Origin of the sequence: Parageobacillus sp. KH3-4 (assembly GCF_022846435.1) — a bacterium.
Classification (GTDB): domain Bacteria; phylum Bacillota; class Bacilli; order Bacillales; family Anoxybacillaceae; genus Parageobacillus; species Parageobacillus thermoglucosidasius_A.
This window is the reverse complement of the sequence record NZ_AP025627.1, coordinates 3,305,837-3,331,366: the sequence shown is the minus strand read 5'-3', so window position 1 is coordinate 3,331,366 and position 25,530 is coordinate 3,305,837. Positions and strand designations below refer to the sequence as shown.

Sequence of the window (25,530 nt, the reverse complement as noted above, 5' to 3'; positions counted from 1 at the left end):
TTAGAAAATGATTGCGGATGGACTTGGTTTCTGTAAAAAATGCCATGCTTGGTTAAATGACAAAGAATACGAAGAACATCCAGGAATTTGTTCAGACTGTATTAAAAGTGAAGACCGAAAGGAGGTGAGTCCATAATGCCGAGAGAATTAGTAAATGCCCACATTACACATGTTAGTTATGTGGATAAAGGGGCCAATCAGAAACGCTTTTTCCTTACAAAATCTGATAAGCAGCCAACCTTCCAAAAAGAAGTAAGGGTTTTTATTAACAAGGATGAGGAAGAACAAAAGCTAGTCTACGGTGTGGTCTATGAACCGGATGTGGTAGATGCCCACGGAGATTTTATGACAGCAGAAGAAATCGAAAAAGCCGCGCATGTTTTTATGAAGGATTATCGCAATATTGACAAGCAACATGATTTTAATGCCGGTGTAGGGGAAGTGGTTGAATCTTATATTGCTCCTACAGATTTTAAAATCGGCGATGAAGAAATTAAAAAAGGTTCTTGGGTACTCGTTACAAAGGCTTCTGATGAGATATGGGAGCAAATAAAGAAAGGCGAAATCACCGGTTATTCGATGGCCGGCACTGCCGAGGTAATAGAAAAACAAGAAGAAAAGCCTGTCACGAAGTCAAATGAAGATGACGAAGTGAAGGGCTTTTTTAATTTGCTTAAAAACTTTTTCACTGGTGAGAAGATTCAAAAAGGCGCGGTTCGTGACAAATATGAGCAAGGTAAAAAAGCTAGAAACTTTTGGGCGGCCATGGATAGCTTTGAAACAACCATCCGGTCCTATAACTGGCAAATGGATAAATATGTATTTGAAGAAGATGAAACAAAAATTCGAGAAGCCATTCAGGATTTCGTTGACATCATGAATGAGATTTTGCTTGCCGACAATGTTTTGAAGGCTATCGGGAAGCCACCTGAAGATATTCAAAAAGCAGGAAGGAAAATTTCTGCTGCCAACATGCAAAAAATCAAAGATGCGCACGCAGCTCTTGCTGACTTAATTGCGCTTGAAGAGGAGGAAGAAGAAGTGAAAAAAGAGGATATCGAAAAACTACTTGATGAAAAGCTATCAGCGATCACAAAGCGTCTGGATGAAATTGAAAAGGGAGAAGGCGTTTCTAACCAAGGCGAAGGCCAGCAATCTGGTGAGGAAGATATTGCAAAACAGCTTGGTGAAATTCTCGATGCAAAATTGGATCCTATCATGAAACGTTTGGATGCCGTTGAAAAAGCACGAGGAATTTCTAAACAAGCTGATCAGGACCCGCCGAGTCCACAACAAACTGACGTACAAAAAGGATATATGCGTCTATTTCAGTAAATAAAGGAGGAATAAAGAATGGATAATCAAACAATTTTAACGAAGGAAGCTGCAGTGGCAACAATCAAAAAGAATTTAGATATTCCGATGGCAAGAAGTGATGCCGAAGCGTTCTTGGTGGATACTATTAACAATGCTTCTACACTTCCAAAACTACAACCAATCTATCGGGATGTACCAGCAGGAAATATTGATGCGCTTTCTGTTGGTCGTCGGAAAATTCGTCAAGCTGGAAAGGACGATAATCCAACAGGCACGGGTTCAATTAGTAATCGTCAGATTCCGTATGCTGTTAAAAAAGTGAAATGGGATGAATGGCTGCAAAATGATGATGTATATTATTCGGTTTCAGCACGTGGGGATAACGTTGAAGAAAAAGTTATTAACATGATTCAGCGACAATTCGGGGTAGATCTGCAAGATTTGATTTTCAATGGCGATGTTGATGCCAAATTAGAAGATGGTACGACTCCAGATCCTTTTCTAAGCATCTTAGATGGTTTTGTTAAGAAAATGAAACAATCACCATACAAAACAGATTTGGCAAATAACGAACCTACCATTTTAGATTTTGTGAATCACATTCAATTGTTACCAGAACGTTATAAAAGCTTTTCAGACATCACTTGGTTCATCACACAAAAAACAAATGATAAATTAGTTGCTATGGTATCACAACGCCAAACTGGATTTGGTGATGCTGTTCTTCAAGATGGGAAAATTACTCGTTTAGCAGGTTATCCTGTTGAGGTGGTAGCAGAATTGCAAAGTGGATTTGCTGCTTTAACTCCGATGAGTAACTTGAAACCGGTGTTTACTCGTCAATTACGTTATATCCGTACTGCTGAAGGAGCAACAGCTGCGGCCAAAGATGCAACTTATCATGTTCTTTATGCTTACCTTGACGCAGTTGTCCGTGAAGTAGATGCAGTTGCATGGATGACAGGAAGTAAGCTTTAAGGAGGGAGTTTATCAATGCCTAAAATTCAATATAAACGCAAAAAAGGCGCTCTTCATATTGGTGGCGGGCGCTTTTTCTATGCAAATGAACCTGTTGAAGTATCAGCGAAAGAGAGAGACAAGCTGTTAAGTAAATACGAAGACTTGGAAGAAGTGAAACCACAAAAGGAAAATAGTTCATCTAAAGAGGAGTGATGATATATGCTCATCACTCCTGCTGATTTAAAAGCTTATTCTGTTTTTGATGTCGTGAAAGAAAGATCTGATTCACTATTGGAGCAAGACATCATAGAAGCGGAAGTTGAAATCGAAAGTATTGTTGGCCATGACTTTTCAGAATATGATCCACTTCCGGAAAAAGCAAAGCTTGCTCTTTTGAAGATGGCACAGTTCTTTGCTTTGATCAACAGTGATGAGTCCATCGTAAAAGGCTACAAATCTGAAAAAATCGGCGATTATTCATATACATTGGGAGACGGCAGTGTACTGCGTAAACCTGATGTTTACGGATTACTCAAAGAATATATTATTGAGTCCTCAACCAATGAATCTATCAAATTTAGGATGAGAGCCTTATGAGTTATCGCAACTTGCTTATTCACCGTTGTGATGTTTACCATTTGACAGCAACTAATGATGAACCTAGTGGTAGCTTTGGGGTACCAATTGAGGATTTTCAACCGGAATATGAATATCCCGAGACACCGGATCTGGTCAATGAGCCATGTTATTTTACGGAAAAAAATCAAACCATTGTTCAAGGGGATCCAAACAACACAATCATTCAATCTTTTTTGATTCATTTTCTTCCGAACGCCGATATCCGTGTCAATGATAAGGTGGTTTGGAATGGAGTTGAATTCATACTCCAAATCCCTAAAAAGATTCGGAACCACCATATTGAAGTAACAGCTGTTAGGAGAGAAAACCTATGAAAATAAAAGGATTGGATGAATTGATAAAAAAACTCGATAAGGCTACCAATGGTGGCTTAAGAAAAGAAATAGCATTATGGCTTGAGGGTATGGGAATGAAGTTTCTTGACATTGTTCAGGATGAAATCATCCGTACCCAAACGGTAGACACTCGTAATCTCTTAAACTCTTTCAAGAAAGGCGACAGCGAAAACGTTTGGGAAATAAAAAGTGGTGGGCTTGCTCTTCATGTCGGTACCAATCTTGATTATGCTTCTTATGTCAATGATGGACATTTCACAATAGATCCTAACAAAAACCAAGATCGTAGATGGGTCCCAGGAAGGTGGAAAGGGGATCGTTTTGAATATGACCCTGACGAGAAAGAAAGCGGAATGTTACTTAAGTTTCAATGGGTCGAAGGCAGCCATTATTGGGACAACGCCCTTGTGATTTTCGAAAAAATGTTCCCAAAAAGCTTAGAAAAAAAGGTCCAACAATGGCTGGATACATTTTAGGAGGCGGCGTATGAACCAGGAAGTCGGGTCTATCATGAGTTACATTTATAAAATTTTCCCAGTTAAGGTTTATGACAAGCCAGTTCCGGAAGGATTTCAGACGCCATCTCTATACTTCCCGGAACCATTTGTTTTTGAAAGCCCAGATACTGTTTCAACATTCAAAAAGACTTTTAGCTTGTCGGTTAAACTGTTTCATAAGGATTCGCAGAAGGCTTCTGATGAAGCAGAGAGGATAGCAGACGCAATCAGAACAAAGAGGAATCTCATTCCTTTGTTGAAGCCAGATGGGGAGGAAACGGGTGATTATATCCGAATTAGCCGAATAGAAACAAGAATAGCAGACAGTGGAGTAGCGATTATCCAGCTAACCTGGAATAGCAGATATTACTACGAAAAAGAACAATATACACCACTTCAAGATGTTGGTGTCGATAGCGGGGTGAAATAAAGTGGCTGAAAAGAAAGTGGAAAATGTCAAAGAAGAACCGGAATTCTTTTTATATGAATTGAGACAGCACTCTCAAAAACTATTCGGTGTAAAACCAGAAGTTTTTGATGGTGCTTTTTTTGATTATAAAGAAACTCAAGCAACTAAAAAAGAAGCAGAAAAGCGAATTCAAGCATTTCTGAAAAAGGAGGTTAGACAATAGATGAACGGCGGTACTTGGACACCAGGCGTTGAAAAAGAACGTGCTGGTATTTATTTTCGTTTTACTTCTGCAGCAAATGAACGATTGTCCGTTGGTGAACGTGGAAGAGTAGCGATTCCGTTAGTTCTTAGCTGGGGTGAGCCGAAAAAATTTATAGAGATTACGGGTCCTGACGATGTGCAAAAGAAAATCGGACTAGACATAAGTGACCCATCTCTTTTATTGCTGCGTGAAGCAAAAAAACGAAGCAAAACGGTACTGGCATATCGTGTTAATGAAGGAACTAAAGCAACCGCAACATTTGGAACAGGACAGACGGCTACAGCTGTTTATGGCGGTTCAAAAGGGAATGATATCACTATTGTCATTGGACCAAATGTGTTAGATTCCACAAAAAAAGATGTCACTACGTTTGTTGGCACTAAGGCAGTGGACAAGCAAACAGTAGCTGATTTTGGTGAACTGAAAGCAAATGGTTATGTCACATTTGCCGGAACCGGAGCGTTATCCGATACAGCAGGAACAAAATTGACAGGCGGACAAGATGGAATACCTACCAATCTGGATTACACGGACTTTCTTGCTGCGGCCGAAACAGAACATTTTGATACTATCGGGCTGCCTGTTGATGGGGATGAACAATTGAAAACAACATTTGTCTCCTTTATCAAACGTGTTAGGGACGAACAAGGTATTAAAATTGTCGGAGTCGTTCCTAATTATGCAGCAGATTATGAAGGGATTATCAATGTAACTAACGGTGTAGTGTTGCCGGAAAAAACTCTTACACCTGCTGAAACAGTTGCATGGGTAGCAGGAGCAAGTGCAGGGGCAACTATCAATCAATCGCTTACATTCGTCGAATATGACGGTGCAATTGACGTTAACCCCCGTTTCGATAACGATGAAATTATCGAACGTCTAGCAAATGGGGAATTCCTATTCACATATGATCCACGAGACAAAGTGGCGATAGTAGAAAAAGACATAAACTCTTTTGTTTCATTTACAAAAGAAAAAGATAAGAAATTCCAAAAGAATAAAATCATCCGCATTTTAGACGCAATCAACAATGATATTACTCGTGAACTGAAAAAAGAAATAAAAGAACGAAAAGATCGTGGAAGTGATATCCCGGCAAACGATGATGGCATTCAGATTGTGAATACTCTTGTAACGATTTACATGACCGAACTACAAAATGGCGGGGCCATAAAGAACTTCAATAGTCAAAATGATATCCAAATCTCTATCAATGATGATGGAGACGGGTTCTATATCAATATTGGAGTTCAACCGATAGACAGTACGGAGAAGTTTTATTTTGGAGTGGAGGTGCGATAGATGGCTTTTCGTGCTCAGAATACGATCAGTGGAAAGGAAGGACGACTTTTTCTTGATGGAGAAGAGTTAGCATATATCAAAAAATTTGAAGCGACGATTGAAAAAAATAAATCTGAAGTCAATATCATGGGTCGGCGAATGACTGGTCATAAGACAACCGGTGCAAAAGGGACCGGGACGGCTACATTTTACAAGGTTACATCAAAATTTGTCCGGATCATGCTTGATTATATAAAAACTGGTGAAGATAAGTATTTTACTTTTCAGGGGGTTTTAGATGATAAAAGTTCTGGGCGAGGAACTGAACGTGTAACACTATATGATGTGAACTTTGACAGTGTAAAGGTAGCCGGTCTGGATGTTGATTCAGAAGCACTGGAGGAAGAAATTCCTTTCACATTTGAAGATGCTGACTTACCACAATCGTTACGGGATGATTTTTAAGTCGTCCCTTTTTCTGTTACAACAAACTACAATTTAAAGGAGAGATGATGAAATGGCAGAACGTGATATCAGCTTTTTCTTGGCAGGTAATGCAAAACCGGTAGAAGAGGAAGAAGTGATTGTATCGAAGCGCTATGTAGATAGAGACGGGAAGGTCATCCCATTTATCATGAAACCGATGAAAACTGAGGAAATTGAAGAGCTAGAAAAAAGTTGTATGAAACCTGTCATGAAAAACGGAAAAAAAGTCGGTGAGCGTCTTGATACTTCCCGTTTTTACGCTCGTATGGCTATTGAGTCCACTGTCTTTCCTGATTTTAAATCTGAGGAAATGAGAAAGTCGTACAAAACAGAAGACCCTGTTGAGGTAGCTAAACGTGTCCTTTCTATCGGTGGAGAATATAGCGCATGGATTGAAGCGGCATTAAGAATCAATGGATTTGATGATAGTTTTGATGAATTGGTGGATGAAGCAAAAAACTAATTGAACAAGGAGATCGTGATGCAGTTTATTTGCATTACTGCATGCACGAACTCCGCTATTCCCCATCACAGTTAAAAGAAGTATTCTATGCACCGAGAAACGAAAAAGCGTTTTATTACGCTTCCATTGAGATAAAACTTGAGCAACTTGCAAAAGAATTAAAAAAACTAGAGAAAGGAGGGAAATAAAAGATGCCACGATTAACTACCTTATTTGACATGCAGGACCGAATGAGTAGGAAACTCAAGGCTATTACAGGTGATTTTAAAAAACTTAAGGAAGAATCCGATAAACCCATTTTAATTAGAGCAGCGGACAAAGCTTCGAAAACAATAGGACACATCGCAAATTCTGTTGACCGTTTAGCCTCAACAAGTAGGAGTGTGACTATAAAGGGTGTAGACATGGCGTCTAGAACCATTGGTGCAGTTCGTAATTCTCTAACGAGCCTACCAGGCATGGTGACAATTGGGCTTTCAGTTGCTGGCGTAAAAAGTTTAACCGAAGCAACAATCGGGGCTGCTGCAAAAATGGAAATGGCACAAGTTCAAGTGACTAGCCTTTTTGGAGAAAATCAAAAAGCAGCAAAAAAATTCTTTGACTTTCTGAACAAAGCCGGGGCTAATTCTATGTTCAGCCAAGAAGACTTTTTTGGATCCGGTCGAGCTTATGTACCTTTAACGAAAAACCTAGACGAATTGAAATACGCGGTAAAAATCACTGAAAGATTAGCAGCATCTAATCCTTTAGAAGGCATGGAAGGTGCATCTTTTGCTATACGCGAAGCATTGTCCGGTGACATGATCAGTTTGGCTGAAAGATTTAATTTACCGAAAACAATGCTTGAATCTATCAAAGCAGCTCCAACTTTACAGAAAAAACTTGAGAAATTAGACCAACTATTAAACAAAATGGGATACAGCCAAGAATATCTAAACAGAATGAACGAAACCGGCTATGTTCGTTGGCAAAAATTAATTGATAGTACAAAATTGAAGTTTACTGAATTTGGGAAAAGGGGGCTGGAAGCTTCCAAGCCTCTTATTGATGATCTAACCAAAATTGTAAATGGTGAAGCTTTTAACAATTTCGGAAAGGTTTTAAGTGACGGTATCGTGTGGGGTGTCGAAAAAGCTCATACAGCCGTAAAAAGGTTAGATAAATATCTAAGCGATCCGAAATTTAAAAACCTTGACTTTGAAGGGAAAGTGAAACTTGTCCTCGGAGACATCAATCAATGGTGGAACGATAAAGGTAAACCATCTTTCGATAACTGGTGGAATTCGTCAGGAAAACCTTGGGCAGAAGATGTTGGCATTTTCATGGGAGAAGCCATTTTCAAAGGCATAACAAATGGGGTTCAAAAAGGCTTAGAATCCATAGGTGGTATGTGGAAGGAAGCCTTTAAGAATCCTAGTATCGGTTCAATAGGAGGAGCTGCGGTATCTACTCTTTTAGGAGTCGCGATCGGAAGTATGTTATTATCTCCTGTCTTAAAAGGAGCGAAAGGAGCCTGGAAATTAGGAAAAAACGCATGGGAAAAAGGAAAATCCTTAAAAGAAAAATGGCCAAACCGAAATAACAAAAAATCTCCTTCTTCTTCATCTATGTCATATGACGATCATATGAAGCAATTAATGACGCGGCAAAACAAGTCTAGTAAAAAACTGAGATTCCCAAAAATATCAAAATTGGGATCTGGTATATCTAAAAAGATTCCTTTTCTAGGTATTGCATTAAGTGGCTTAGAAATCCTTACTGCAAAGGGAGCAAAAGGGAAAGGGAAAGCTATAGGCGGAACTTTCGGATCTGTAATCGGTGGAACACTTGGCAGTTTTTTAGGTCCACTTGGAACAATCGGAGGTGCGGCCTTAGGTGGTTATTTATTTGAAAAACTAGGAGGATGGATAGGAGGTAAATTCAGCCAAAAAGAGGATTCTCCTAAACCTGCAAACGCAGCAATACCCCAAAATGTTGACATGCAAGGTTTTCTACAGACTAAAATCTATCAACCTTTGAATCAGGCTGTTGGGAATGCTCAAAAATTTGGTCAAGCCTTTGCTGCAGCCTTTTTGATCGGAATAAATTCAGCGAAACAAACACCTTTCAACTGGATATCTGAGAAAATATACAATCCGATATTGCAGGCAGTGGGTAATGCTAAGTCTTTCGGTTGGGCTTTTGCTCAAAACTTTGTAATCGGAATGGAACAAGTACAAACTGATATCCATTCTTGGATTTCAACAAGACTTTATCAACCAATGCTTCAAGCAGTCGGGAATGGTCAGCCATTTGGCTCAGCATATGCCAAAAATATCGGGTTGGGTATAAATAATACGTCAATAGATATTCATCCATGGATTAGCAAAAACCTTTATCAACCTACTCTACAAGCAGTAGGTAATGGAACAAGCTTCGGTAGCGCATTCGCAGGTAATTTCATCTTAGGAATGAGAAGCAGAAAAGAAGACGTTTCAGCAGAAGCTAAAGAATTAGCGAGAGCAGTAGAAAGAGCGTTTCGTGATGAAATGGGCATTCATTCTCCCTCGCGAAAGATGGCTGAACTGGGTTATTGGTCTGCGATGGGGGTTGTGAAAGGTTTTAGTTCGGTTGACATCAAGAAGTTCATAGAGAACAATATCGCAAGTATTTCTGGAGCATACGGAGGTAAATTAAGCAGTAATGTCTCCAATTGGCTAGCAATGGCTTTGATGGCAACTGGTACATCATTAAGTTGGCTACCGGGGCTTATGAAACTTGTACAAGCAGAATCTGGAGGTAATCCACTCGCTCGAAATCCTATGCCAGTTGGTGGAGAACATGCAACCGGGTTATTGCAGACTTTACCGTCTACATTTAGAGTGTACATGCAGCCCGGAATGGGGAATATTCTCAATCCGATTCATAATGCTGCAGCTGCAATCCGTTACATCAAAAGCAGATACGGTTCGGTTTACAATACACCTTTGTTCCGCGGCGGAAGATACGCTGGTTATGAAAAAGGTGGAATTATCAATCGTCAGCATTTAGCAATGGTTGGCGAAAGAAATAAAAAAGAAGCCATTATTCCACTTGAACAACACAGAAACAGAGCTTTAGGCTTATTACAATACACAGCTCAAAAGCTAGGCGTTCAACCACAAACGCTTCCGAGCGAAACAGTTCAAGTCGCAAGTGGTGCTTCTAATGTGCGTTCATCTGTTCGCGGAATGATTGGTGACATTATCGTTCAAATCACGGGAGATAATCACTACTCTAACGACATGGACGCAGAAAAAGTCGCACAAATAGCAGTAAAGGCAGTCAAAAAAGCGCTTGAGCAAGAATATTTCGAAGGAGGGGCGATGGCGATCTATGAGTAAAAGTGTATATGAGTTTTGGTTCGCATGGCCAGATGGCACAAAATCTCGTTTGCCTGTCCTTCCTTCTGAACTAAATATCAGCAACGGATCGCAAAATGAATCTGTCAATATAGCAGGACTAGGGGAAGTCACAATTATACAAGATCCAGCAGCAAAAACCATATCGTTTTCTTCTATTTTTCCGGCTAGATATAGTTCTATTTGCGAATTTAGAAACTTCTCCAAACCGTGGGACTATGTAAATAAAATAAATAAATTTAAAAACAATGAAAAACCATCACGTTTTCTTATAACCGGTACACCTATTAATATTTATGTCACGATCGAAGAATTTGTTTATAGAGAAGGAGAAGGTGACATCGGGGATATATATTACGATATCCAATTAAAAGAATTTCGTTTTGTAACTGTTCGTAAGGTCGATACTAGGCCGAAATCTAGTACAGTTGCAACAGCCACAAAAAGACCAAATACACAAACGAAACCAAAGACCTATACTGTAAAAAAAGGAGATACGTTATGGGCGTTAGCAAGGAAATTCTATAGCGATAGCTCTCAATTTAAAAAACTTTGGGAAGTCAATAAAGATATGCTAATCAAACGTGATAAAAGGAATATCAAACAGCCAGGGCATTGGATATATCCTGGGCAGGTGCTGAAGATTCCATGATAGAATTATTGCTCGTTAAACCCAGCTATACATTGGAAATACCGACAGAAACCATAACTTGGAGTGGACAGCGTTTCAATGCAGCTCGAAAAATAGATGTAAACATTCTGTATAAAAACGTCGGATATGACATACTTTCCGAAATTGATGAAGGAAACACGGTTCTTTTTAAATGGAAAGGTACAGAGTTGTTTAGAGGGACTATATTTAATCGTAACATCACAAAAAGTGGAAAATTAATGTTCACTGCATATGATATGTTGCAGTATTTACTTTTAAATAAAGATGTTTATGTTTTCTCAAAGAAAAGAGCAGACCAAATTTTGATCCAAATGTGCAAAGACTTTCAAATTCCTTATGCTGAAATTGTAAACACAAAATACGCCATTAATTCACTTGTGTTTGATAGTGAAACGTCATTATACGATATTATCCTAAAAGCGTTAATCGAAACAGAAAAACAGACAAAGAAGAAATACAGAGTTTATTCACGTTTAGGAAAAATATACTTGCAGGAATGGCCAAATCCAACTTCTCAATGGGTACTTGAAACGGGTGTTAACATTGAAGACTTTGCTTATTCCACTTCCATTGAAGAAGTTGCTACGCGTGTGAAATTGGAGGCGGGTGAAGATAAAAAGACAACAAAAGTGGTGGTATCTGATCAAGATGGCATAAAGAGGTATGGTGTGCTGCAATACTACGAAAAAGTGACGGATAACTTGAACAAAGCTCAATTGACACAACGCGCAAATAATCTTTTATCAAAGAAAAAGACTCTGAAAAAACGGTTAAGCATAGAGGGATTAGGAATCACAGAATTAACAAGTGGAATGCCTGTATATGTAAATATTCCAGATGCAAAATTACGTGGTACCTACTTTATTGATTCAGACACTCATACATTTGCCGGCAGGGTTCATAAGATGAGCCTTGATCTCATTACTGATAACTCATTGCCAGAGGATGTGGTTCTATGATGGTTCAGACGATCAAAAAAATTGCGTTGGAAGCTGTACAAGCTGAATCGCCTTTGCGTTTTTTGGAAGCAATTGTTGTTTCTGCACCTCCCGATTTGCAGATCAAACTAAGGGATAATAACAAATTAATTATTCCAGAAGATTTGATTTCGATTGCTGAAAGATTGACTGAGCCTGGAAAAGAACTAAAAATCGGTGATAGGGTAATGGTTGCTGCCATTCAGGGCGGGCAATCATTTTTTATTATCGACAGGATTGCGGAGTGATGTTATGGCTTTATCACCTGAACTAAATTTTGAGGAAATTGCCGCGGAAGATTTGCGACCTGTCCTAAAAACTTTCCGGTTTGATTTTGAAAAAAATATTCTCACCAGTGAGGTTATTGATGGTATTGAAGCGGCGAAACAAATAATTATGTTCGCTCTTCGTATTTCTCGGTATGCCTACCCAATACTGTCCAGTGATTTTGGCAATGAAATTGAAGAATTAATTGCGGATAACGAAACAACAGTTGAATACAAAAAAATGGAGCTCCCCCGTTTAATCGAGGAGGCTCTTATTTATTTGGATTTCGTGGAGAGTGTGGAAGAGTTTGAGATTGAACACAAAGATGATGCTTTTTATGTAAATTTTGTGGTTCACACAACTGAAGGGCCTATTGAAATGGAGGAGGTGTTTGGAGAAGGTGTTTGAAGATCGGACGTTTGAAACCATCTTGAAAGAAATGCTGGATGACATACCTGACGACTTTGACAAACGAGAAGGATCTCCTATTTATATAGCTTTGGCCCCGGCAGCGAAAAAACTAGCAGATGCATATGTGCAGCTGGATCGAGTGCTTAATCTGGTTTTTGCATCAACAAGTGAAGGTGAATATCTTGAAAGGCGAACAAGTGAAATTGGCGTGTTTAAAAAACGGGCTATAAAGGCAATTAGAGAAGGAATTTTTAACATACCTGTAGATGTGGGATCCCGTTTCTTTGTAGATGGTGTTTATTATGTCGTTACTGAAGCAGGAACGAACGCCAAACTGCAATGTGAAGAAGCAGGAACCATTGGAAATAAACCTCCTGAAGGGTCGGTATTGCTGCCATTAGATAACATCGACGGGCTCCAAACAGCTATTTTAGGGAAAATTATCACTCCTGGAGAAGAAGAGGAGGAAGATCCAGATCTATATAACCGTTACCAAGAAAAAGCCTCAAAACCTGCTACTAGCGGTAACGTTCATCACTACGAACAGTGGGCTAAGGAAGTACCAGGTATCAGGGCTGCGAAAGTTTTTCCGCGCTGGCAAGGAAAAGGCACTGTACGAGTAGTAGTGGTTGGTTCTGATGGAAGAGCTCCTTCGCAAGAGAAAGTAACAGAGGTGTTCAATCATATCGCAAACGAAATGCCAATAGGTGTCGAACTCACGGTTGATGCAGCAGTGGAAGTTCCTATAAATATTACAGCTGATCTTACACTGCAACCAGGTGTAGATATAGAAACTATTGAATTCGGATATAAAACTGCTATTGAGAAACTATTTTCTGATTCAGCTCTTACGACTAACACCGTTAGATACTCCCAGCTATCTTCAATGATTTTGGATCAAGCTGGAGTAATAGACTATCAAAATGTCCTAATAAACAACGGGACTTCGAACTTAATACTTAGGGAAGATGAGATTGCTGTAGCCGGGGCGGTGACATTTAATGTCATCTAAAGACGAGATCATTGAATTGTTACCGGACTTATTTAGAAACTCTCCAGAATATCAAGCAATTGCCCATGCAAAAGGAAAACAATTTGATAAATTGGAGGCGGCTATCGATGATGTTTTAAATCAAGCGTTTATAGACTTAGCAACTTGGGGTCTAGCACTGTGGGAGAAGGATTACGGAATTCCTACTAATCCGAGCAAATCAATAGAAGAAAGGCGTTCAAATTTAAAGGCTAAAAAACGTGGGATTGGCACGGTAAAAGAAGATGTCATAAAAAACACTGCTGAGGCCTATTACGGCGGGGAAGTTGAAGTCATCCAAAAACCAAGGGATTTAGAATTAATCGTGAAATTTATATCTTCTTATGGTGTTCCAAGCAATCTAGATGATGTCAGAAAGGCATTAGAAGAAATTATTCCTTGCCATCTCGAACTCTTATTTGAGTTTACTTATCTCTTAATCAAAGATATTCACAATGTGAAAACGATAGCTGAAATGGAGCAAATTCCACTAAACAAATTTGCAGGAGGTGCATAATGTGCCTGAAATTACTCCAAATCTAGGGTTATATTTAAAAAATCCGGTTACCGATGGAAATGATACTTTTAACATCGAAACCATGCTAAATCAGAATTGGAGGAAAATCGATGAAAAGGTTGCGTTAAAAACGGAGGTAGAAACATCAGAAAGTGTTCAGCAGAAAATCGACGAAGCTATTGCAGGTCTTATCAATGGTGCTCCAGAAGCACTGGATACATTAAGAGAATTAGCACAAGCAATGGGAGATGACCCTAATTTTGCTACAACTGTACTTAATAGACTGACAACTGCAGAACAAAACTTTGCTGCACATTCGGCTGATACTACGAAGCATGTAACGGCAACAGAGAGAACGGATTGGAACGCAGCAAAACTAAAATCTGACGATCTTGAAATCTTGTACTGGATGGGGGCGGTTTAATTGGCGGCAACTCCGAAACGATTGTATATAGGTCAACCGGGAACTTCTCTGGAAACATTGTATACTGTGCCTACTAATACAAAAACAATTGTAAAGCAGATCGTTTTGTCAAATACAACAGGAACTGATGCCAACGTTACTATACATTTTGTTCCTAATGGTCAGGTAGCAGGAAACGGAAACAAAATTTTTTCTGCCCTTACTGTGACAGCGAATAATACGGGAATTTTTGATCTTTCAGCAGTTTTAGAAGCAGGAGATACGATTCAAGCAGTTCAAGGAACTGCTAACGCTATAACTATTCACATTAGTGGAGTGGAGGTGAACTAATGGGTATTCAATGGGCAAAACCAGTAAGTAGCGGAGGAACAGATCTATTAAAAATTACACCGTTTACACAATTTACACAAATTGCAACTTCGACTTCATGGAAAACCGTTTTCAGCATAACAGGTAAAGGACTTTTATCAACCATAAAAAGTGCACCATATTCAAATAACTATTATGCAATATTAAGAGTAACCGTTGATGGGACTGTCATATTCGATGCGCAAATAGTTGCAAACGGAAGTTATAGATATGTTGGGGGCATAATGCAAAAAGATGATGTGTTTTTTACATCATCAGGTGGTATGTATATGACAACAGTGGGTTCAAGTACTTATCCTATAGATCCATCAATAATAAAAAGTCAATACCCATATATAAATGAAGAATACCCAGCCCTTATATTATTAGACTTTCCAATTCCATTTAATGAATCAGTTTTAGTCGAAATAAAACAAGGACTTACAAATAGCACGTTTTTCAATGAAATAAGAGGAGGATTATTACCATGATAACAATTTTACGACAGTACATTGAAGGTGATATGCAAGTCACTGAATACACACAAGACGGTCAATCCGTTTCTCATGTCGTGAAAGTACCAGTACATGCTGAAATTCCTGCTGGGGAACAAATCCCGGTACCGCCAACCTTTGAACAACGATTATCAGCTGTTGAGGATGCTATTACAGCGTTGCTTGGATTATAGGAGGGAACACGATGTATCAATTTATTTTGAATCAATGGATTTTGGGAAAATATACGGAAACGCAAGTGCAAAACGCGGTTGCAAAAGGGTATATTACGCAGGAACAAGCAGATACAATTCTCGCTACACCAAAAATTGTTTAATGAACATTCGGACGATACTGCGACAAACCAACGCCAAAACGGAGGCGTATTTTTTATGCCTTTTTTATAGAAAAGAATGGGGGTTTCGACATTGGAGCAAAAAGACTACGAACGCATCGCCACATTAGAGACCCAACTTGCCGCGCTGTCGAAAAGCCTAGAACGTATCGAAAACAAATTGGACGCATACAGCGCAAACTTTTTGACACGGAATGAAGCTGAATTGCGCTTCGGACAAATTGAAATGCGTCTTGACAAGCAAGAGAAAAATAAAAGGGATAATATCTCTTTATTCGTGAGCGTCAGTGCATTGGCGGTCACTTTTATTTTTTCGTTATTAAACTACTTGAAAGGATGAGGGATATGGATAAAGCAAGTATCACACGTTTTTCCTTACTTATCGTTGCTGTTATCAACGCTGTGTTAAATATGCTTGGTTATCAAACGATTCCTGATGATTTGGTCAATGATATTGTTGCTGTTGTTTCTGGAATTTATGCGCTGTACATGGGGTGGAAAAATAACTATTTGAGCAAGAAGGGACGCAAACAAAAAGAAGTGTTGGAGAAACATGGATTATCTTGATAGGAGGGTGTAGGAAATGAAAAAAATCTTCTTGGACAAAGGACACGGTGGCAGTGACCCGGGGGCAGTTGCGAACGGATTACAAGAGAAAGTTTTGACGCACAAAATTGTTGAGTATGCCGTAGATCACCTATTTGAGAATTACACTGGATTTGAGCTACGTATCAGCCGTGCAGGAGATCAAACACTAACATTATCCCAACGCGCAAAAATGGCGAATGATTGGGGAGCTGATATTTTTATCAGCGTCCATATCAACGCTGGAAAAGGCACAGGCTTTGAATCTTATGTATACAACGGCGGCGTTTCTTCTCAAACGGTCGCTTTGCAAAACGTATTACACAATGAAATTTTGGCCGCAATGCGTCAGTTTGGTAACATCACAGATCGTGGTAAAAAACGCGCTGACTATGCCGTATTGCGTGAAACGAAAATGCCAGCTGTTTTAACGGAAAACTTGTTCATCGACAGCAACGACGCAAAATACTTGAAAAATGAAGAGTTCCTCAAAGCAGTCGGGGAAGCGCATGCTAGGGGTGTTGCGAAATTCTTGGGGTTGCCGAAAAAAGCAAACTCAACACCATCACAACCACAACAAAAAGTGTCTGACGGAAAATTGTATCGCGTGCAAGTCGGGGCTTTTTCCGATCGGAGAAACGCGGAACGGCTTGCGGAAGAATTGAAGAAAAAAGGATATCCAGCAATCATAGTATAATCCCTGCCAAGTGGCAGGGTTTTTTATTTGTATAAAAATCGTACATTTGTTCCTATTTTTATATCCTGCAATCGGGAAAATTTTAAAATATGTTGAATTTTTTGGTTAAAATTATAAAAATTTGCATAATGAAGTCGATAAATAATATAGAAGTTTATTCCAAATATTCCACATCAATAAAATAGAAAAGGAGTGAGAATAATGTTGAGTGGATTAAACCAAGAACAGATTGCAAATTTTAATTCTAATCGTCAACTTTGGATGCTTCGATCTCTTTATGGATATAAAGGACATGTATTAGAGGAAAAAAATAATATTGTTACTTTAGATGGTAAAGATTTTAGAAATATGATGGAAAATGCAACTGAACCCATTAATCCAGATAATGTGATACACATGTCATCAGAAGAAGAACGTCGACTTCGCAGTAACGGAAACAGTGAACTTCTTATTCAAGCATTAAAAAGAGCTGGTGAATTAGGAATACTAGATCCAAATGGGCATCAAAAATCACCTGTTGTACAACGAATTAATCGAAACATAAATCAAAGTTTAGGATATAAAGCTTACGGATTATAATCAAGAAAAACTGGAAAAGGCGTTCATTTAGTAATGCATGAACGCCTTCTTTTTTTATTGGTTTTTTCAATAATCAGGGGTTGTATCTTACCTATCGAGGAGGTGATTCCATGTTCGAGATTGTCGGCCGACTGCGCTGTCCCATTTGTTCAGAGGTGGTTCGACCAGACGAGAAGGTCTTCCTTGACATTATCAACACCATCATCCACCAGAAGTGCTACTACAAATCCTCGCGCCGGCTCCCGATCAAAGACGAAGGTCCGTTCCAGAAAATGCTCATGAAATATCCGTTTTTTCAATGAATTGTTTAGAAGAAAAAGAGCCTCTTATACTAACGCGGGTTCTCTTTTGGGGTGCAAAAATCAATTTCACAATACATTTTTAACGTGAATTCACACACGAATTCACGTTTTTTCTTTCCTTGAAATTACTACACTCTTTGATGTTTTTATTAAAATTCAAGTAGGATTTCGCACACCAATTCTCGAATATGGAAATAATTATTGTACAGTGTGATTTTTACTGTGAATTATGAAGGAGGAACAGATATGGAGTTTTTTAAACCCAAGAAAACCCAAAGTAGTGAAAATTCGCAGGAAAAACTATTTGGAAGTTTTGTAGAACAAGTTGTAAATTTAACATTTTAAAGTAAGAGCATTTCTTTGTAATGAGAAATGCTTTTTATTTTTGTCATAATTAAAAGGATATTTTAATTAACGATAATAATATAATAAAAAACAATACCAATTTATTGTGAAACGATAAATAATATGCTAAAATCATGTTGCCATTAAATAAGTGAGGTGTATTAAATGAATGTTAAACGAGGCTCAACCACTTTCTTAAAGGTAACTATTTTTCTGGCTGGAATTGCAGTGCTTTATTTGTGTATATTTTTGGTTCCTAAGATTGGAAATTTTGCTGGAGAATTGTACCCAGATATGTCTTATTTGAAATATCTCGTTTTCATCGTGATGTATGGAGCAGCTGTTCCTTTTTACTTTGCTCTCTATCAGGCTTTCAATCTTTTACGGTATATTGACAAAAACACAGCATTCTCAGAATTATCCGTAAAGGCATTAAAGAACATAAAGTGCTGTGCTTTTACAATCAGTGGTTTGTATGTATTAGGTTTTCCGCTCTTTCGTTTTATAACGAAGAATATGGACCCTCCTTTTGGAATATTGCAACTCATAATCATTTTTGCTTCGTTGGTTATCGCCGTTTTTGCTGCTATCCTCCAACGGCTTCTACAAGAAGCGATTAACATAAAATCAGAAAATGATTTGACGGTCTGAGGTGGAGGATATGGCAATTATTATTAATATTGATGTGATGTTAGCAAAACGAAAAATGAGCGTAACGGAGCTTTCGGAGAGGGTTGGAATTACTATGGCGAATCTTTCCATTCTGAAAAATGGGAAAGCAAAAGCGGTTCGTTTTTCAACATTAGAAGCGATATGTAAGGCTTTGGATTGTCAGCCAGGTGATATTTTGGAGTACAAAAGCGACGAAGACACTCAATAAAAGATGTTGATAAAAAAGAAACAGAAAAACTTCGAAAAGTGATTGAAGAATTAATGATGAAGTGTGGGAACATTAAAGCCCTTCTCGAATGAGAAGGGCTTTTGTAATTCCTTATAGGTAAGATACAAACATTATGTTGCTGCACACATTATCTTGAATAGTCATGCGTTTCAATTCCTTATAGGTAAGATAGGAACTAAATCACTCCGGCCTGCTCGTTTCAATCCCTCATAGGTACGATAAAAACCCCAAAAAACGCTGATGTACAGCCTTTTTCAGAAATGGTTACATTCAGTATACGCCATTTAGAAAATTGTGTCAATCAATCCTAAAGATATCCATTTTTCCATTATTTCCGACATAATTCGACAATATTTTTATGCCAACTATGATATGGTTTAAACGTAATAGTACAAAAGAGGGGGATATAAAGTATGAGTGAAAAGAGAAAGAAACCATTCTACAAAAGATGGTGGTTTTGGGTCATAGCCATCATCATTATTGCCGCTGCGGCAAGTGGCGGAGGCGGAGAAAGTAGCGATCAAGCAAAAAATGAGAAGTCTGATGAAAAATCGACAATCACAACAGCAACTCCTAAAGAAGAACCGAAAAAAGGTGTAGTAACTAAAGAAAAGTTCGAACAAATTAAAGATGGTATGACATACGAAGAAGTTGTGAAAATTATTGGAGCAGAAGGAAATCTTGTTTCTGAAACAGGAGAGAAAGGAACCCCTACTCACACAGCTATTTACGAGTTTGAAGGAGACGGCAGCTTCGGAGCTAATGCCAACTTTACTTTCCAAGGTGGCAAATTAGTGAATAAGTCGCAATTTGGTATTGAAGATGAAGCGGCTTCTAAAGTGACGATCACGAAAGAGGAATTCGATAAAATCCAGAACGGTATGACATATGAGCAAGTGAAACAGATTGTCGGTGGTGAAGGGCATAAAGTTTCCGAAACCGGAAAGCCCGGAACACCTGAACATACTGTTATGTATGATTACCAAGGTGAAGGAGACATTGGAGTTAACGCTTCTTTAATGTTCCAAGGTGGAAAACTAATAAACAAATCCCAATTCGGACTGAAATAAACCTACTCGTTTTGAGTAGGCTTTTGTTGTGCATAAAAAAAGAAGGCGGAGTGAGACTCCAGCCTTCTTGACCACGTGACCACCAAATTGACCACAACTTTCATAAAAAAATACGTTTTTTATGAAAGTTGTGTTATTGTTATTTTAATTGAAATATAAAAGTAATAAAGAATTTGAAAGAATATAAAATACTGCGAAATTAAATATTCAATACGGCCCATGTGGAGTGTGTCGTTAAACTAACCTTGAAGTTGTAGAAACTAAATAAAAAAAACTCCTGCCAAAGTCGAAATAAAATTTTGATAAATGGTTGGAAAAAGGCTTGAGGGAAAAGAGAAACCCCATATCCCTCCAGCCTTTGTTTTTAACATTTTCCCGAGAAGTCTCCCTTCCTCTAAACGGAGTAAAGGGGGAGATGAATCGGGAAATTTTTGATTCACAAAAACGAACATATGTTTTATAACTAACCCATCCAATGAGGAAGGAAAGAAGGTAGTTTTCACGCTTCATGGCTAAAAAGTGTTCTTCCGGGCATTCAAAGCGGATTTGGAGCGATTGTACGACTGCAATCTGGAGTCCGCCCACATTTGGAATGAATGTCTTCGATTGGCGAAAGGCCATTTTATCCAATACAGCCGCTCGATCATCTAAATGGAATGAAGGTGCGAGCGGTTCATACGGTTTTACGAAGCCTCAATGAAATAGGCACTTAAATCAGTAAAATAGGCACTTCAATCAGTAACAACTACCTAACAGAGCACATAGCTTGTTGATGAGAGTACTCGAAGTAGTCGGTGGATTTATCTGAATTACAGATATCTTTCTGATTACTTTCGTTCTACTCTCATCCCTGTTGTTTATTGCAAAATTAAAGTGCAGAGATGTGCAAAATTTTTATGCAAATGGTTATGCAGAGGGGCTTTACATGGAGGAGCAGTCATGATAACCTGTTTGGGTTTGCCAAATCTGTTACAGCTGGCCGCTTGGCAAAAGAATCATGGCTGCAGAGGCTCCAGTCAAGCCCTCAATAGCGAGAATTCAGATTGAATTTTTATGCAATATAAACGAATTTATATACTGAATACTCTGCACTTTTTTCTTGCAAAAAACACCCTGTCTCTGGTTGAGTCGCCAGAAACCAAAAAATTTATAACGATAAGGATGGTGTAAAATGTATAATTTTCAAAATGAACTTCAAATGTTAGGTTTGGATGATTTCGTGGCGGGTGAGGTGATGGTTTGGGATCCTCAAACCCAGACCTATTTGATTGATGATGCTCGTCAATTCGGTGGACGTTGTTTTGGACAGTGTTTTGGACGTTGTTTTGGACAGTGTTTTGGACGTTGTTTTGGACAGTGTTTTGGACAGTGTTTTGGACGTTGTGGTGGAAGTTGATTTATCTGCTTCAATTGCTGGGGGAGTGGTTTTGGAGGAAATATCTAGTTCCCTAGCTCAAAAAGGTGATTACCTAAGAAGAAAGGACTGCCCCTGCATAATTCTCTGCAGGGGTCCCTCTTTAGAAATGAACATAAAGGACAAATAGAAGTACATAAAATGATACTACGCATTTAGGAACAACCACGGATAAGGAGGAGTAGAATGACAAAATTGAACGATTCCTCGCGTCTGAAGGTGAAAAGAGACACGTTTTTTCTCCCGGATCCAAACGGTGGTGTGTATTTTAGGAATAACTCCAGCTCATTTCGTATGAAAGGCAATACAATTTATCAGTGGATTGAAAAACTGATGCCCATGTTCAACGGAGAGCACACATTGGGAGAATTGACAGAAGGATTATCGGCCCCATATCGGAACAGGGTATATGAAATTGCAGAAATTCTGTACCGGAACGGCTTTGTTCGGGATGTGAGCCAAGACCGTCCGCATCAATTGGACAGCAAGATTCTCAAAAAGTATGCTTCACAAATTGAATTTATAGAAAGTTTCGTTGATTCCGGTGCGTTCCGTTTTCAAGTATATCGTCAATCTAAAGTATTGGCAATCGGCTCTGGCCCATTTTTGGTCTCATTAGTTTCTGCGTTGATCGAATCTGGATTGCCTAAGTTCCATGTTCTGATTACAGATTCGATGCCTACTAATCGGATGCGGTTGAAGGAACTGGCGGAGAATGCCCGCAAAACGGACTCCGAAGTAGCAATAGAGGAGATAACTCTACAGAAGGGAGCGGGTGGGAGTTCTTGGCGAGAAGTGGTGCAGCCATTTGAGTGGATTTTATATGTCTCGCAGGAAGGCAATGTAGGGGAACTGCGGGTTCTTCATGCCGTTTGCAGGGAGGAGAAGAAGGGGTTTCTCCCCGCCATATCTTTGCAGCAAGTGGGTTTAGCGGGTCCATTAGTGCATCTGGATTCTGAGGGATGCTGGGAATCCGCATGGCGTCGCATACACCGATCCGCGCTTCGCGAAGACCGACCGTCGCAAACTTTTTCTTCAACAGCAGGAGCAATGTTGGCGAATGTAATTGTATTTGAATTATTTAAAAAAGTTACAGGAGTGACTAAATCGGAACAGAGAAATCAGTTTTTCCTTCTCGACCTGGAAACATTGGAAGGTGACTGGCATTCGTTCATACAACATCCACTGGTGACGAATGAATGTGTGGCGGCTGAATTGATTCAAGATCTTGATTTGAGGCTTAAACAGAATTCGAGCCGCAATGATCCGAGTAGATTGTTTCATTATTTCAATCAATTGACATCCGCAGAATCAGGAATTTTCCATATATGGGAGGAAGGCGGCTTGAAGCAGCTTCCGTTGGCCCAGTGCTGCGTTCAAGCTGTTAACCCACTATCGGAAGGCCCGGCTGATCTGCTTCCAGAAGTTATCTGTGCAGGTCTAACACATGAGGAGGCACGGCGGGAAGCGGGGTTGGCTGGGATTGAATCGTATGTATCGCCAATGATAGATTTACTTGTTACGTCATCTTTAAACCGCAAAAAAGAGGTTGGTGTCATCACACCACAGGAATTTATTGGTGTCGGGGCAGGGGAAACGATTGTGGAAGGCATTTGCCGAGGATTGCAAAAGTGCTTGGACGAGGAGCTGAGCAAACGGCAAGTTAATCGCAGGGAACCTATTTTTCGGGTACGGTTGGGTACGGTGGAGGATGAACACTGCAGATTTTATTTGCAGGCACTGACGACGATGCATGGACCGCCGACGATCGGTTTGGGAGAGAAGGTGTTAGGCTTTCCTGTGGTATGGGTCGGCACAGGCGGCCGCTGGTATGGCAGTGCCGGCTTGAATATAACAATGGCGTTGCGGAAAGCGCTAGAGCAGGCGCTTATGGATGCACAAAATCAAGCTCAAGCGGCTTCACTTCGAATACAAGTGCTGGATGATTCCTCCATTCTTCTAAACGAAGAGGAGCCATTAAGACTTGAGACCCCTGCTTGTGAAGAAACGGCACAATTGGAGCTCTTGCAGTCCGCCATGCAGGTCTTGAAACAGAACAGGATGCGGCTTTTCGCCTTTGATTTAGCGATAGAACCTTTTTTGAAAGAGGAACTGGCAGGGGTGTTTGGCGTGCTGTTAAGAAAGGAGAATTTCTGATGGGTGCTTGCGTATTGATGGTTGGAGAAGGGGTATTGGCAGATTTTGTGTATGAAAAATTGTCCGTTCAATATCAGGTGGTTCGGCAAATTGATTTCGAGAAAGGAGTTCCGGAAGAAACGGGTTTGGCTCTAGTGTTGCACGATGCTTGGCATCCCTCCGCTCATCACAAGGCGGAAGAGGTGCTACGACCGTTAGGCATTCCATGGCTTCGGGGCTTCGTTTCATTTGGTGAGGGCGTGATTGGTCCGCTAGTTCGCCCTAATACACCGGGATGTTCTCAGTGTGCTGATATGCGACGCCTTATAGCGGGGTACGACCGTAAGGAAATGTGGGAGCTGCAACAGATGATGGCGGTGCAAGGAGGAATACAACGTGATGCATGGGCATCACGAACCGGACTTTTGCAGATGGCCTACCTGATCGCCGCGGAAACGAAGAGGGTGTTAGAAGGCAGTCGTGCCCACTTAGAAGAAAAGGTGTTCCTAATCAACCTGAAAACATTAAAGAACTCATGTCACTTCTTTCTGCCCGACCCGTTATGTACGGTATGTGGTCAATTATCCGACGATTCACCGACAGCAGCCCAAATATCGCTGCAACCAAGTCCGAAGATCAGCGCTGACAGTTACCGTTGCCGTCCGATAGAAGAGTTGAAAGAAGTACTGGTCAAAGACTATCTAGATTACCGAACTGGATTATTGAATGGTAAAATGCATCATTTCGTGCTGCCGTTTGCGGATGTCGTTGTAAATATGCCAATGTTTATAGGGGACGAGGGAGTGGCAGGCCGGACTCATTCCTATGAGATTAGCGAGTTAACCGCCATTTTGGAGGGATTGGAGAGATATTGCGGCATCGAACCTCGTGGCAAACGAACGGTGGTTTATGACAGTTACCGAAACCTAGCAGATCAAGCACTCAACCCATTAAAGGTAGGAGTGCATGCAGAGGAACAGTATGCGCGACCCGATTTTCCGTTCAAACCGTTCCATCCTGATCGTCCAATGAATTGGGTATGGGGCTATTCGTTTTTACAAGAGTGTCCGATTTTGGTCCCAGAGTTGCTCGCATATTACAGTTTAGGAGGTGGGGATGGCTTTGTCTACGAAACTTCCAACGGATGTGCATTAGGCGGGAGTTTAGAGGAAGCGATTTTCCATGCCATTTTGGAGGTGGTGGAGCGTGATTCATTCTTAATGACTTGGTATGCGCAGCTGCCTCTTCCGCGTCTTGACCTTCGTTCCGCTAACGATAAAGAATTACAGTTGATAGTTGACCGTGTACGTGCGGTGGCAGGATATGATCTGTATTTTTTCAACTCGACGATGGAACACGGAATTCCAAGCGTCTGGGCAGTGGCGAAAAACAGGAAACAAAAGGGGTTGAACCTCATCTGTGCCGCTGGAGCTCATCCGGACCCCCTACGGGCGGTGAAAAGCGCGATTCACGAGTTAGCAGGCATGATGCTTGTGCTTGACGAGAAATTTGAGGCAAACCGAAAGAAATATGAGAAAATGTTACACGACCCGCTATTAGTACAGCAGATGGAGGACCATGGCATGCTGTACGGTTTGCCGGAAGCAGAGGAACGTCTGCAATTTTTGTTGGATGACAATCGTCCGTTGCGAACGTTTGAAGAAGAATTCAAACAGCAAACGAAGAGTGCGGACTTGACTGATGAGCTCCGGGATATTCTTCAGAAGTTTCGACGATTGAACCTCGAGGTAATTGTGGTGGACCAGACAACACCCGTAATCAAACGAAACGGATTATATTGCGTGAAAGTACTGATTCCAGGAATGTTACCGATGACATTTGGACATCACCTTACCCGCGTGACAGGTCTCGAGAGGGTGCTCCGGGTACCGATGGAACTCGGGTATACGAAACAACCGCTCACGCTTGAACAGCTTAATCCACATCCCCATCCGTTCCCATAGGAGGTGGGA

General features: G+C 40.1%; 36 protein-coding genes. 35 read left to right on the top strand and 1 reads right to left on the bottom strand.

The window, feature by feature from the left end; genetic code table 11:
• Positions 1-7 precede the first annotated feature (7 nt).
• From MWM02_RS19440 to MWM02_RS16765, 32 genes are all read left to right on the top strand, one after another.
• A complete protein-coding gene (locus MWM02_RS19440; protein ID WP_256462196.1) occupies positions 8-136 on the top strand; it encodes a hypothetical protein in 129 nt (42 codons plus the stop codon).
• Entirely contained in the window at positions 136-1,335 is a 1,200-nt protein-coding gene (locus MWM02_RS16915; RefSeq protein WP_244402509.1) for an XkdF-like putative serine protease domain-containing protein, read from the top strand. Before MWM02_RS19440 ends, MWM02_RS16915 begins: the two co-directional genes overlap by 1 nt.
• An 18-nt stretch (positions 1,336-1,353) precedes the next feature.
• Positions 1,354-2,295 carry a phage major capsid protein gene (locus MWM02_RS16910; RefSeq protein ID WP_244402508.1) on the top strand — a complete coding sequence of 314 codons (942 nt, stop codon included), beginning with the start codon at positions 1,354-1,356 and terminating at the stop codon, positions 2,293-2,295.
• Between the two features lie 15 nt (positions 2,296-2,310).
• On the top strand, positions 2,311-2,490 hold the full coding sequence (locus MWM02_RS16905; RefSeq protein WP_244402507.1) for a hypothetical protein: 180 nt from the start codon (positions 2,311-2,313) through the stop codon (positions 2,488-2,490).
• Between the two features lie 6 nt (positions 2,491-2,496).
• A complete protein-coding gene (gene yqbG / locus MWM02_RS16900) occupies positions 2,497-2,874 on the top strand; it encodes a protein YqbG (protein WP_244402506.1) in 378 nt (125 codons plus the stop codon).
• The gene (locus MWM02_RS16895) at positions 2,871-3,230 is read left to right on the top strand and encodes a DUF3599 family protein (protein ID WP_244402505.1); all 360 of its coding nucleotides are present in this window, start codon (positions 2,871-2,873) and stop codon (positions 3,228-3,230) included. The genes yqbG and MWM02_RS16895 overlap by 4 nt, the downstream gene beginning before the upstream one ends.
• Positions 3,227-3,727 carry an HK97 gp10 family phage protein gene (locus MWM02_RS16890; RefSeq protein ID WP_244402504.1) on the top strand — a complete coding sequence of 167 codons (501 nt, stop codon included), beginning with the start codon at positions 3,227-3,229 and terminating at the stop codon, positions 3,725-3,727. Before MWM02_RS16895 ends, MWM02_RS16890 begins: the two co-directional genes overlap by 4 nt.
• A 10-nt stretch (positions 3,728-3,737) precedes the next feature.
• The gene (locus MWM02_RS16885; RefSeq protein ID WP_244402503.1) at positions 3,738-4,178 is read left to right on the top strand and encodes a phage tail terminator family protein; all 441 of its coding nucleotides are present in this window, start codon (positions 3,738-3,740) and stop codon (positions 4,176-4,178) included.
• Between the two features lies 1 nt (position 4,179).
• The gene (locus MWM02_RS16880; RefSeq protein WP_244402502.1) at positions 4,180-4,380 is read left to right on the top strand and encodes a YqzN/YkzM domain-containing protein; all 201 of its coding nucleotides are present in this window, start codon (positions 4,180-4,182) and stop codon (positions 4,378-4,380) included.
• Positions 4,381-5,724 (top strand): phage tail sheath family protein, encoded by a 1,344-nt coding sequence (locus tag MWM02_RS16875; protein ID WP_244402501.1) that lies wholly within the window; start codon positions 4,381-4,383, stop codon positions 5,722-5,724.
• A complete protein-coding gene (locus tag MWM02_RS16870; RefSeq protein WP_244402500.1) occupies positions 5,725-6,168 on the top strand; it encodes a phage tail tube protein in 444 nt (147 codons plus the stop codon).
• A 52-nt stretch (positions 6,169-6,220) separates the two neighbouring features.
• A complete protein-coding gene (locus MWM02_RS16865) occupies positions 6,221-6,652 on the top strand; it encodes a phage tail assembly chaperone (protein ID WP_244402499.1) in 432 nt (143 codons plus the stop codon).
• A gap of 191 nt (positions 6,653-6,843) precedes the next feature.
• Positions 6,844-10,014 carry a transglycosylase SLT domain-containing protein gene (locus MWM02_RS16860; protein WP_244402498.1) on the top strand — a complete coding sequence of 1,057 codons (3,171 nt, stop codon included), beginning with the start codon at positions 6,844-6,846 and terminating at the stop codon, positions 10,012-10,014.
• Positions 10,007-10,684, top strand: coding sequence for a LysM peptidoglycan-binding domain-containing protein (locus MWM02_RS16855; protein ID WP_244402497.1), 678 nt, complete (start codon positions 10,007-10,009; stop codon positions 10,682-10,684). The genes MWM02_RS16860 and MWM02_RS16855 overlap by 8 nt, the downstream gene beginning before the upstream one ends.
• Entirely contained in the window at positions 10,681-11,664 is a 984-nt protein-coding gene (locus tag MWM02_RS16850; protein WP_244402496.1) for an XkdQ/YqbQ family protein, read from the top strand. Before MWM02_RS16855 ends, MWM02_RS16850 begins: the two co-directional genes overlap by 4 nt.
• A complete protein-coding gene (locus tag MWM02_RS16845) occupies positions 11,661-11,930 on the top strand; it encodes a DUF2577 family protein (RefSeq protein WP_064552379.1) in 270 nt (89 codons plus the stop codon). Before MWM02_RS16850 ends, MWM02_RS16845 begins: the two co-directional genes overlap by 4 nt.
• A 4-nt stretch (positions 11,931-11,934) precedes the next feature.
• Positions 11,935-12,357 (top strand): DUF2634 domain-containing protein, encoded by a 423-nt coding sequence (locus tag MWM02_RS16840; protein ID WP_244402495.1) that lies wholly within the window; start codon positions 11,935-11,937, stop codon positions 12,355-12,357.
• Positions 12,350-13,372, top strand: coding sequence for a baseplate J/gp47 family protein (locus MWM02_RS16835; RefSeq protein WP_244403642.1), 1,023 nt, complete (start codon positions 12,350-12,352; stop codon positions 13,370-13,372). Before MWM02_RS16840 ends, MWM02_RS16835 begins: the two co-directional genes overlap by 8 nt.
• A complete protein-coding gene (locus MWM02_RS16830; protein WP_244402494.1) occupies positions 13,362-13,907 on the top strand; it encodes a YmfQ family protein in 546 nt (181 codons plus the stop codon). The genes MWM02_RS16835 and MWM02_RS16830 overlap by 11 nt, the downstream gene beginning before the upstream one ends.
• 1 nt (position 13,908) lies before the next feature.
• The gene (locus MWM02_RS16825) at positions 13,909-14,331 is read left to right on the top strand and encodes a hypothetical protein (protein ID WP_244402493.1); all 423 of its coding nucleotides are present in this window, start codon (positions 13,909-13,911) and stop codon (positions 14,329-14,331) included.
• Entirely contained in the window at positions 14,332-14,661 is a 330-nt protein-coding gene (locus tag MWM02_RS16820) for a hypothetical protein (RefSeq protein ID WP_244402492.1), read from the top strand.
• Positions 14,661-15,170: a hypothetical protein gene (locus MWM02_RS16815; RefSeq protein ID WP_244402491.1), complete on the top strand. Its 510-nt coding sequence runs from the start codon at positions 14,661-14,663 to the stop codon at positions 15,168-15,170. The genes MWM02_RS16820 and MWM02_RS16815 overlap by 1 nt, the downstream gene beginning before the upstream one ends.
• A complete protein-coding gene (locus tag MWM02_RS16810) occupies positions 15,167-15,367 on the top strand; it encodes a hypothetical protein (RefSeq protein WP_244402490.1) in 201 nt (66 codons plus the stop codon). The genes MWM02_RS16815 and MWM02_RS16810 overlap by 4 nt, the downstream gene beginning before the upstream one ends.
• An 11-nt stretch (positions 15,368-15,378) precedes the next feature.
• On the top strand, positions 15,379-15,510 hold the full coding sequence (locus tag MWM02_RS16805) for an XkdX family protein (protein WP_244402489.1): 132 nt from the start codon (positions 15,379-15,381) through the stop codon (positions 15,508-15,510).
• 91 nt (positions 15,511-15,601) lie between these two features.
• Positions 15,602-15,868, top strand: coding sequence for a hypothetical protein (locus tag MWM02_RS16800; RefSeq protein WP_244402488.1), 267 nt, complete (start codon positions 15,602-15,604; stop codon positions 15,866-15,868).
• Positions 15,869-15,873: 5 nt separating this feature from the next.
• Complete coding sequence (locus tag MWM02_RS16795) at positions 15,874-16,095, top strand: phage holin (protein WP_256462195.1); 222 nt, start codon at positions 15,874-15,876, stop codon at positions 16,093-16,095.
• Positions 16,096-16,111: 16 nt separating this feature from the next.
• Positions 16,112-16,810 carry an N-acetylmuramoyl-L-alanine amidase gene (locus tag MWM02_RS16790; RefSeq protein ID WP_244402486.1) on the top strand — a complete coding sequence of 233 codons (699 nt, stop codon included), beginning with the start codon at positions 16,112-16,114 and terminating at the stop codon, positions 16,808-16,810.
• Positions 16,811-17,011: 201 nt separating this feature from the next.
• Positions 17,012-17,389: a hypothetical protein gene (locus MWM02_RS16785; RefSeq protein WP_244402485.1), complete on the top strand. Its 378-nt coding sequence runs from the start codon at positions 17,012-17,014 to the stop codon at positions 17,387-17,389.
• Between the two features lie 110 nt (positions 17,390-17,499).
• A complete protein-coding gene (locus MWM02_RS16780; protein ID WP_244402484.1) occupies positions 17,500-17,691 on the top strand; it encodes a hypothetical protein in 192 nt (63 codons plus the stop codon).
• A gap of 510 nt (positions 17,692-18,201) precedes the next feature.
• Complete coding sequence (locus MWM02_RS16775; RefSeq protein ID WP_004434880.1) at positions 18,202-18,687, top strand: DUF2975 domain-containing protein; 486 nt, start codon at positions 18,202-18,204, stop codon at positions 18,685-18,687.
• Between the two features lie 10 nt (positions 18,688-18,697).
• Entirely contained in the window at positions 18,698-18,916 is a 219-nt protein-coding gene (locus tag MWM02_RS16770) for a helix-turn-helix domain-containing protein (RefSeq protein ID WP_064551977.1), read from the top strand.
• 434 nt (positions 18,917-19,350) lie between these two features.
• Positions 19,351-20,007 (top strand): DUF3862 domain-containing protein, encoded by a 657-nt coding sequence (locus tag MWM02_RS16765; protein WP_244402483.1) that lies wholly within the window; start codon positions 19,351-19,353, stop codon positions 20,005-20,007.
• A 234-nt stretch (positions 20,008-20,241) separates the two neighbouring features.
• Here MWM02_RS16765 and MWM02_RS16760 read toward each other — a convergent pair whose 3' ends face one another.
• Positions 20,242-20,637, bottom strand: a complete 396-nt coding sequence (locus MWM02_RS16760; protein ID WP_244402482.1) for a hypothetical protein — start codon at positions 20,635-20,637, stop codon at positions 20,242-20,244.
• A gap of 541 nt (positions 20,638-21,178) precedes the next feature.
• Between MWM02_RS16760 and MWM02_RS16755 the strand changes: the two genes are divergently transcribed.
• The 3 genes from MWM02_RS16755 (at position 21,179) to MWM02_RS16745 (ending at position 25,521) form a co-directional block, all read left to right on the top strand.
• Positions 21,179-21,403: a heterocycloanthracin/sonorensin family bacteriocin gene (locus tag MWM02_RS16755; protein WP_244402481.1), complete on the top strand. Its 225-nt coding sequence runs from the start codon at positions 21,179-21,181 to the stop codon at positions 21,401-21,403.
• Between the two features lie 204 nt (positions 21,404-21,607).
• Complete coding sequence (locus MWM02_RS16750; protein WP_244402480.1) at positions 21,608-23,578, top strand: putative thiazole-containing bacteriocin maturation protein; 1,971 nt, start codon at positions 21,608-21,610, stop codon at positions 23,576-23,578.
• Positions 23,578-25,521, top strand: a complete 1,944-nt coding sequence (locus tag MWM02_RS16745; RefSeq protein ID WP_244402479.1) for a TOMM precursor leader peptide-binding protein — start codon at positions 23,578-23,580, stop codon at positions 25,519-25,521. Before MWM02_RS16750 ends, MWM02_RS16745 begins: the two co-directional genes overlap by 1 nt.
• Positions 25,522-25,530 lie beyond the last annotated feature (9 nt).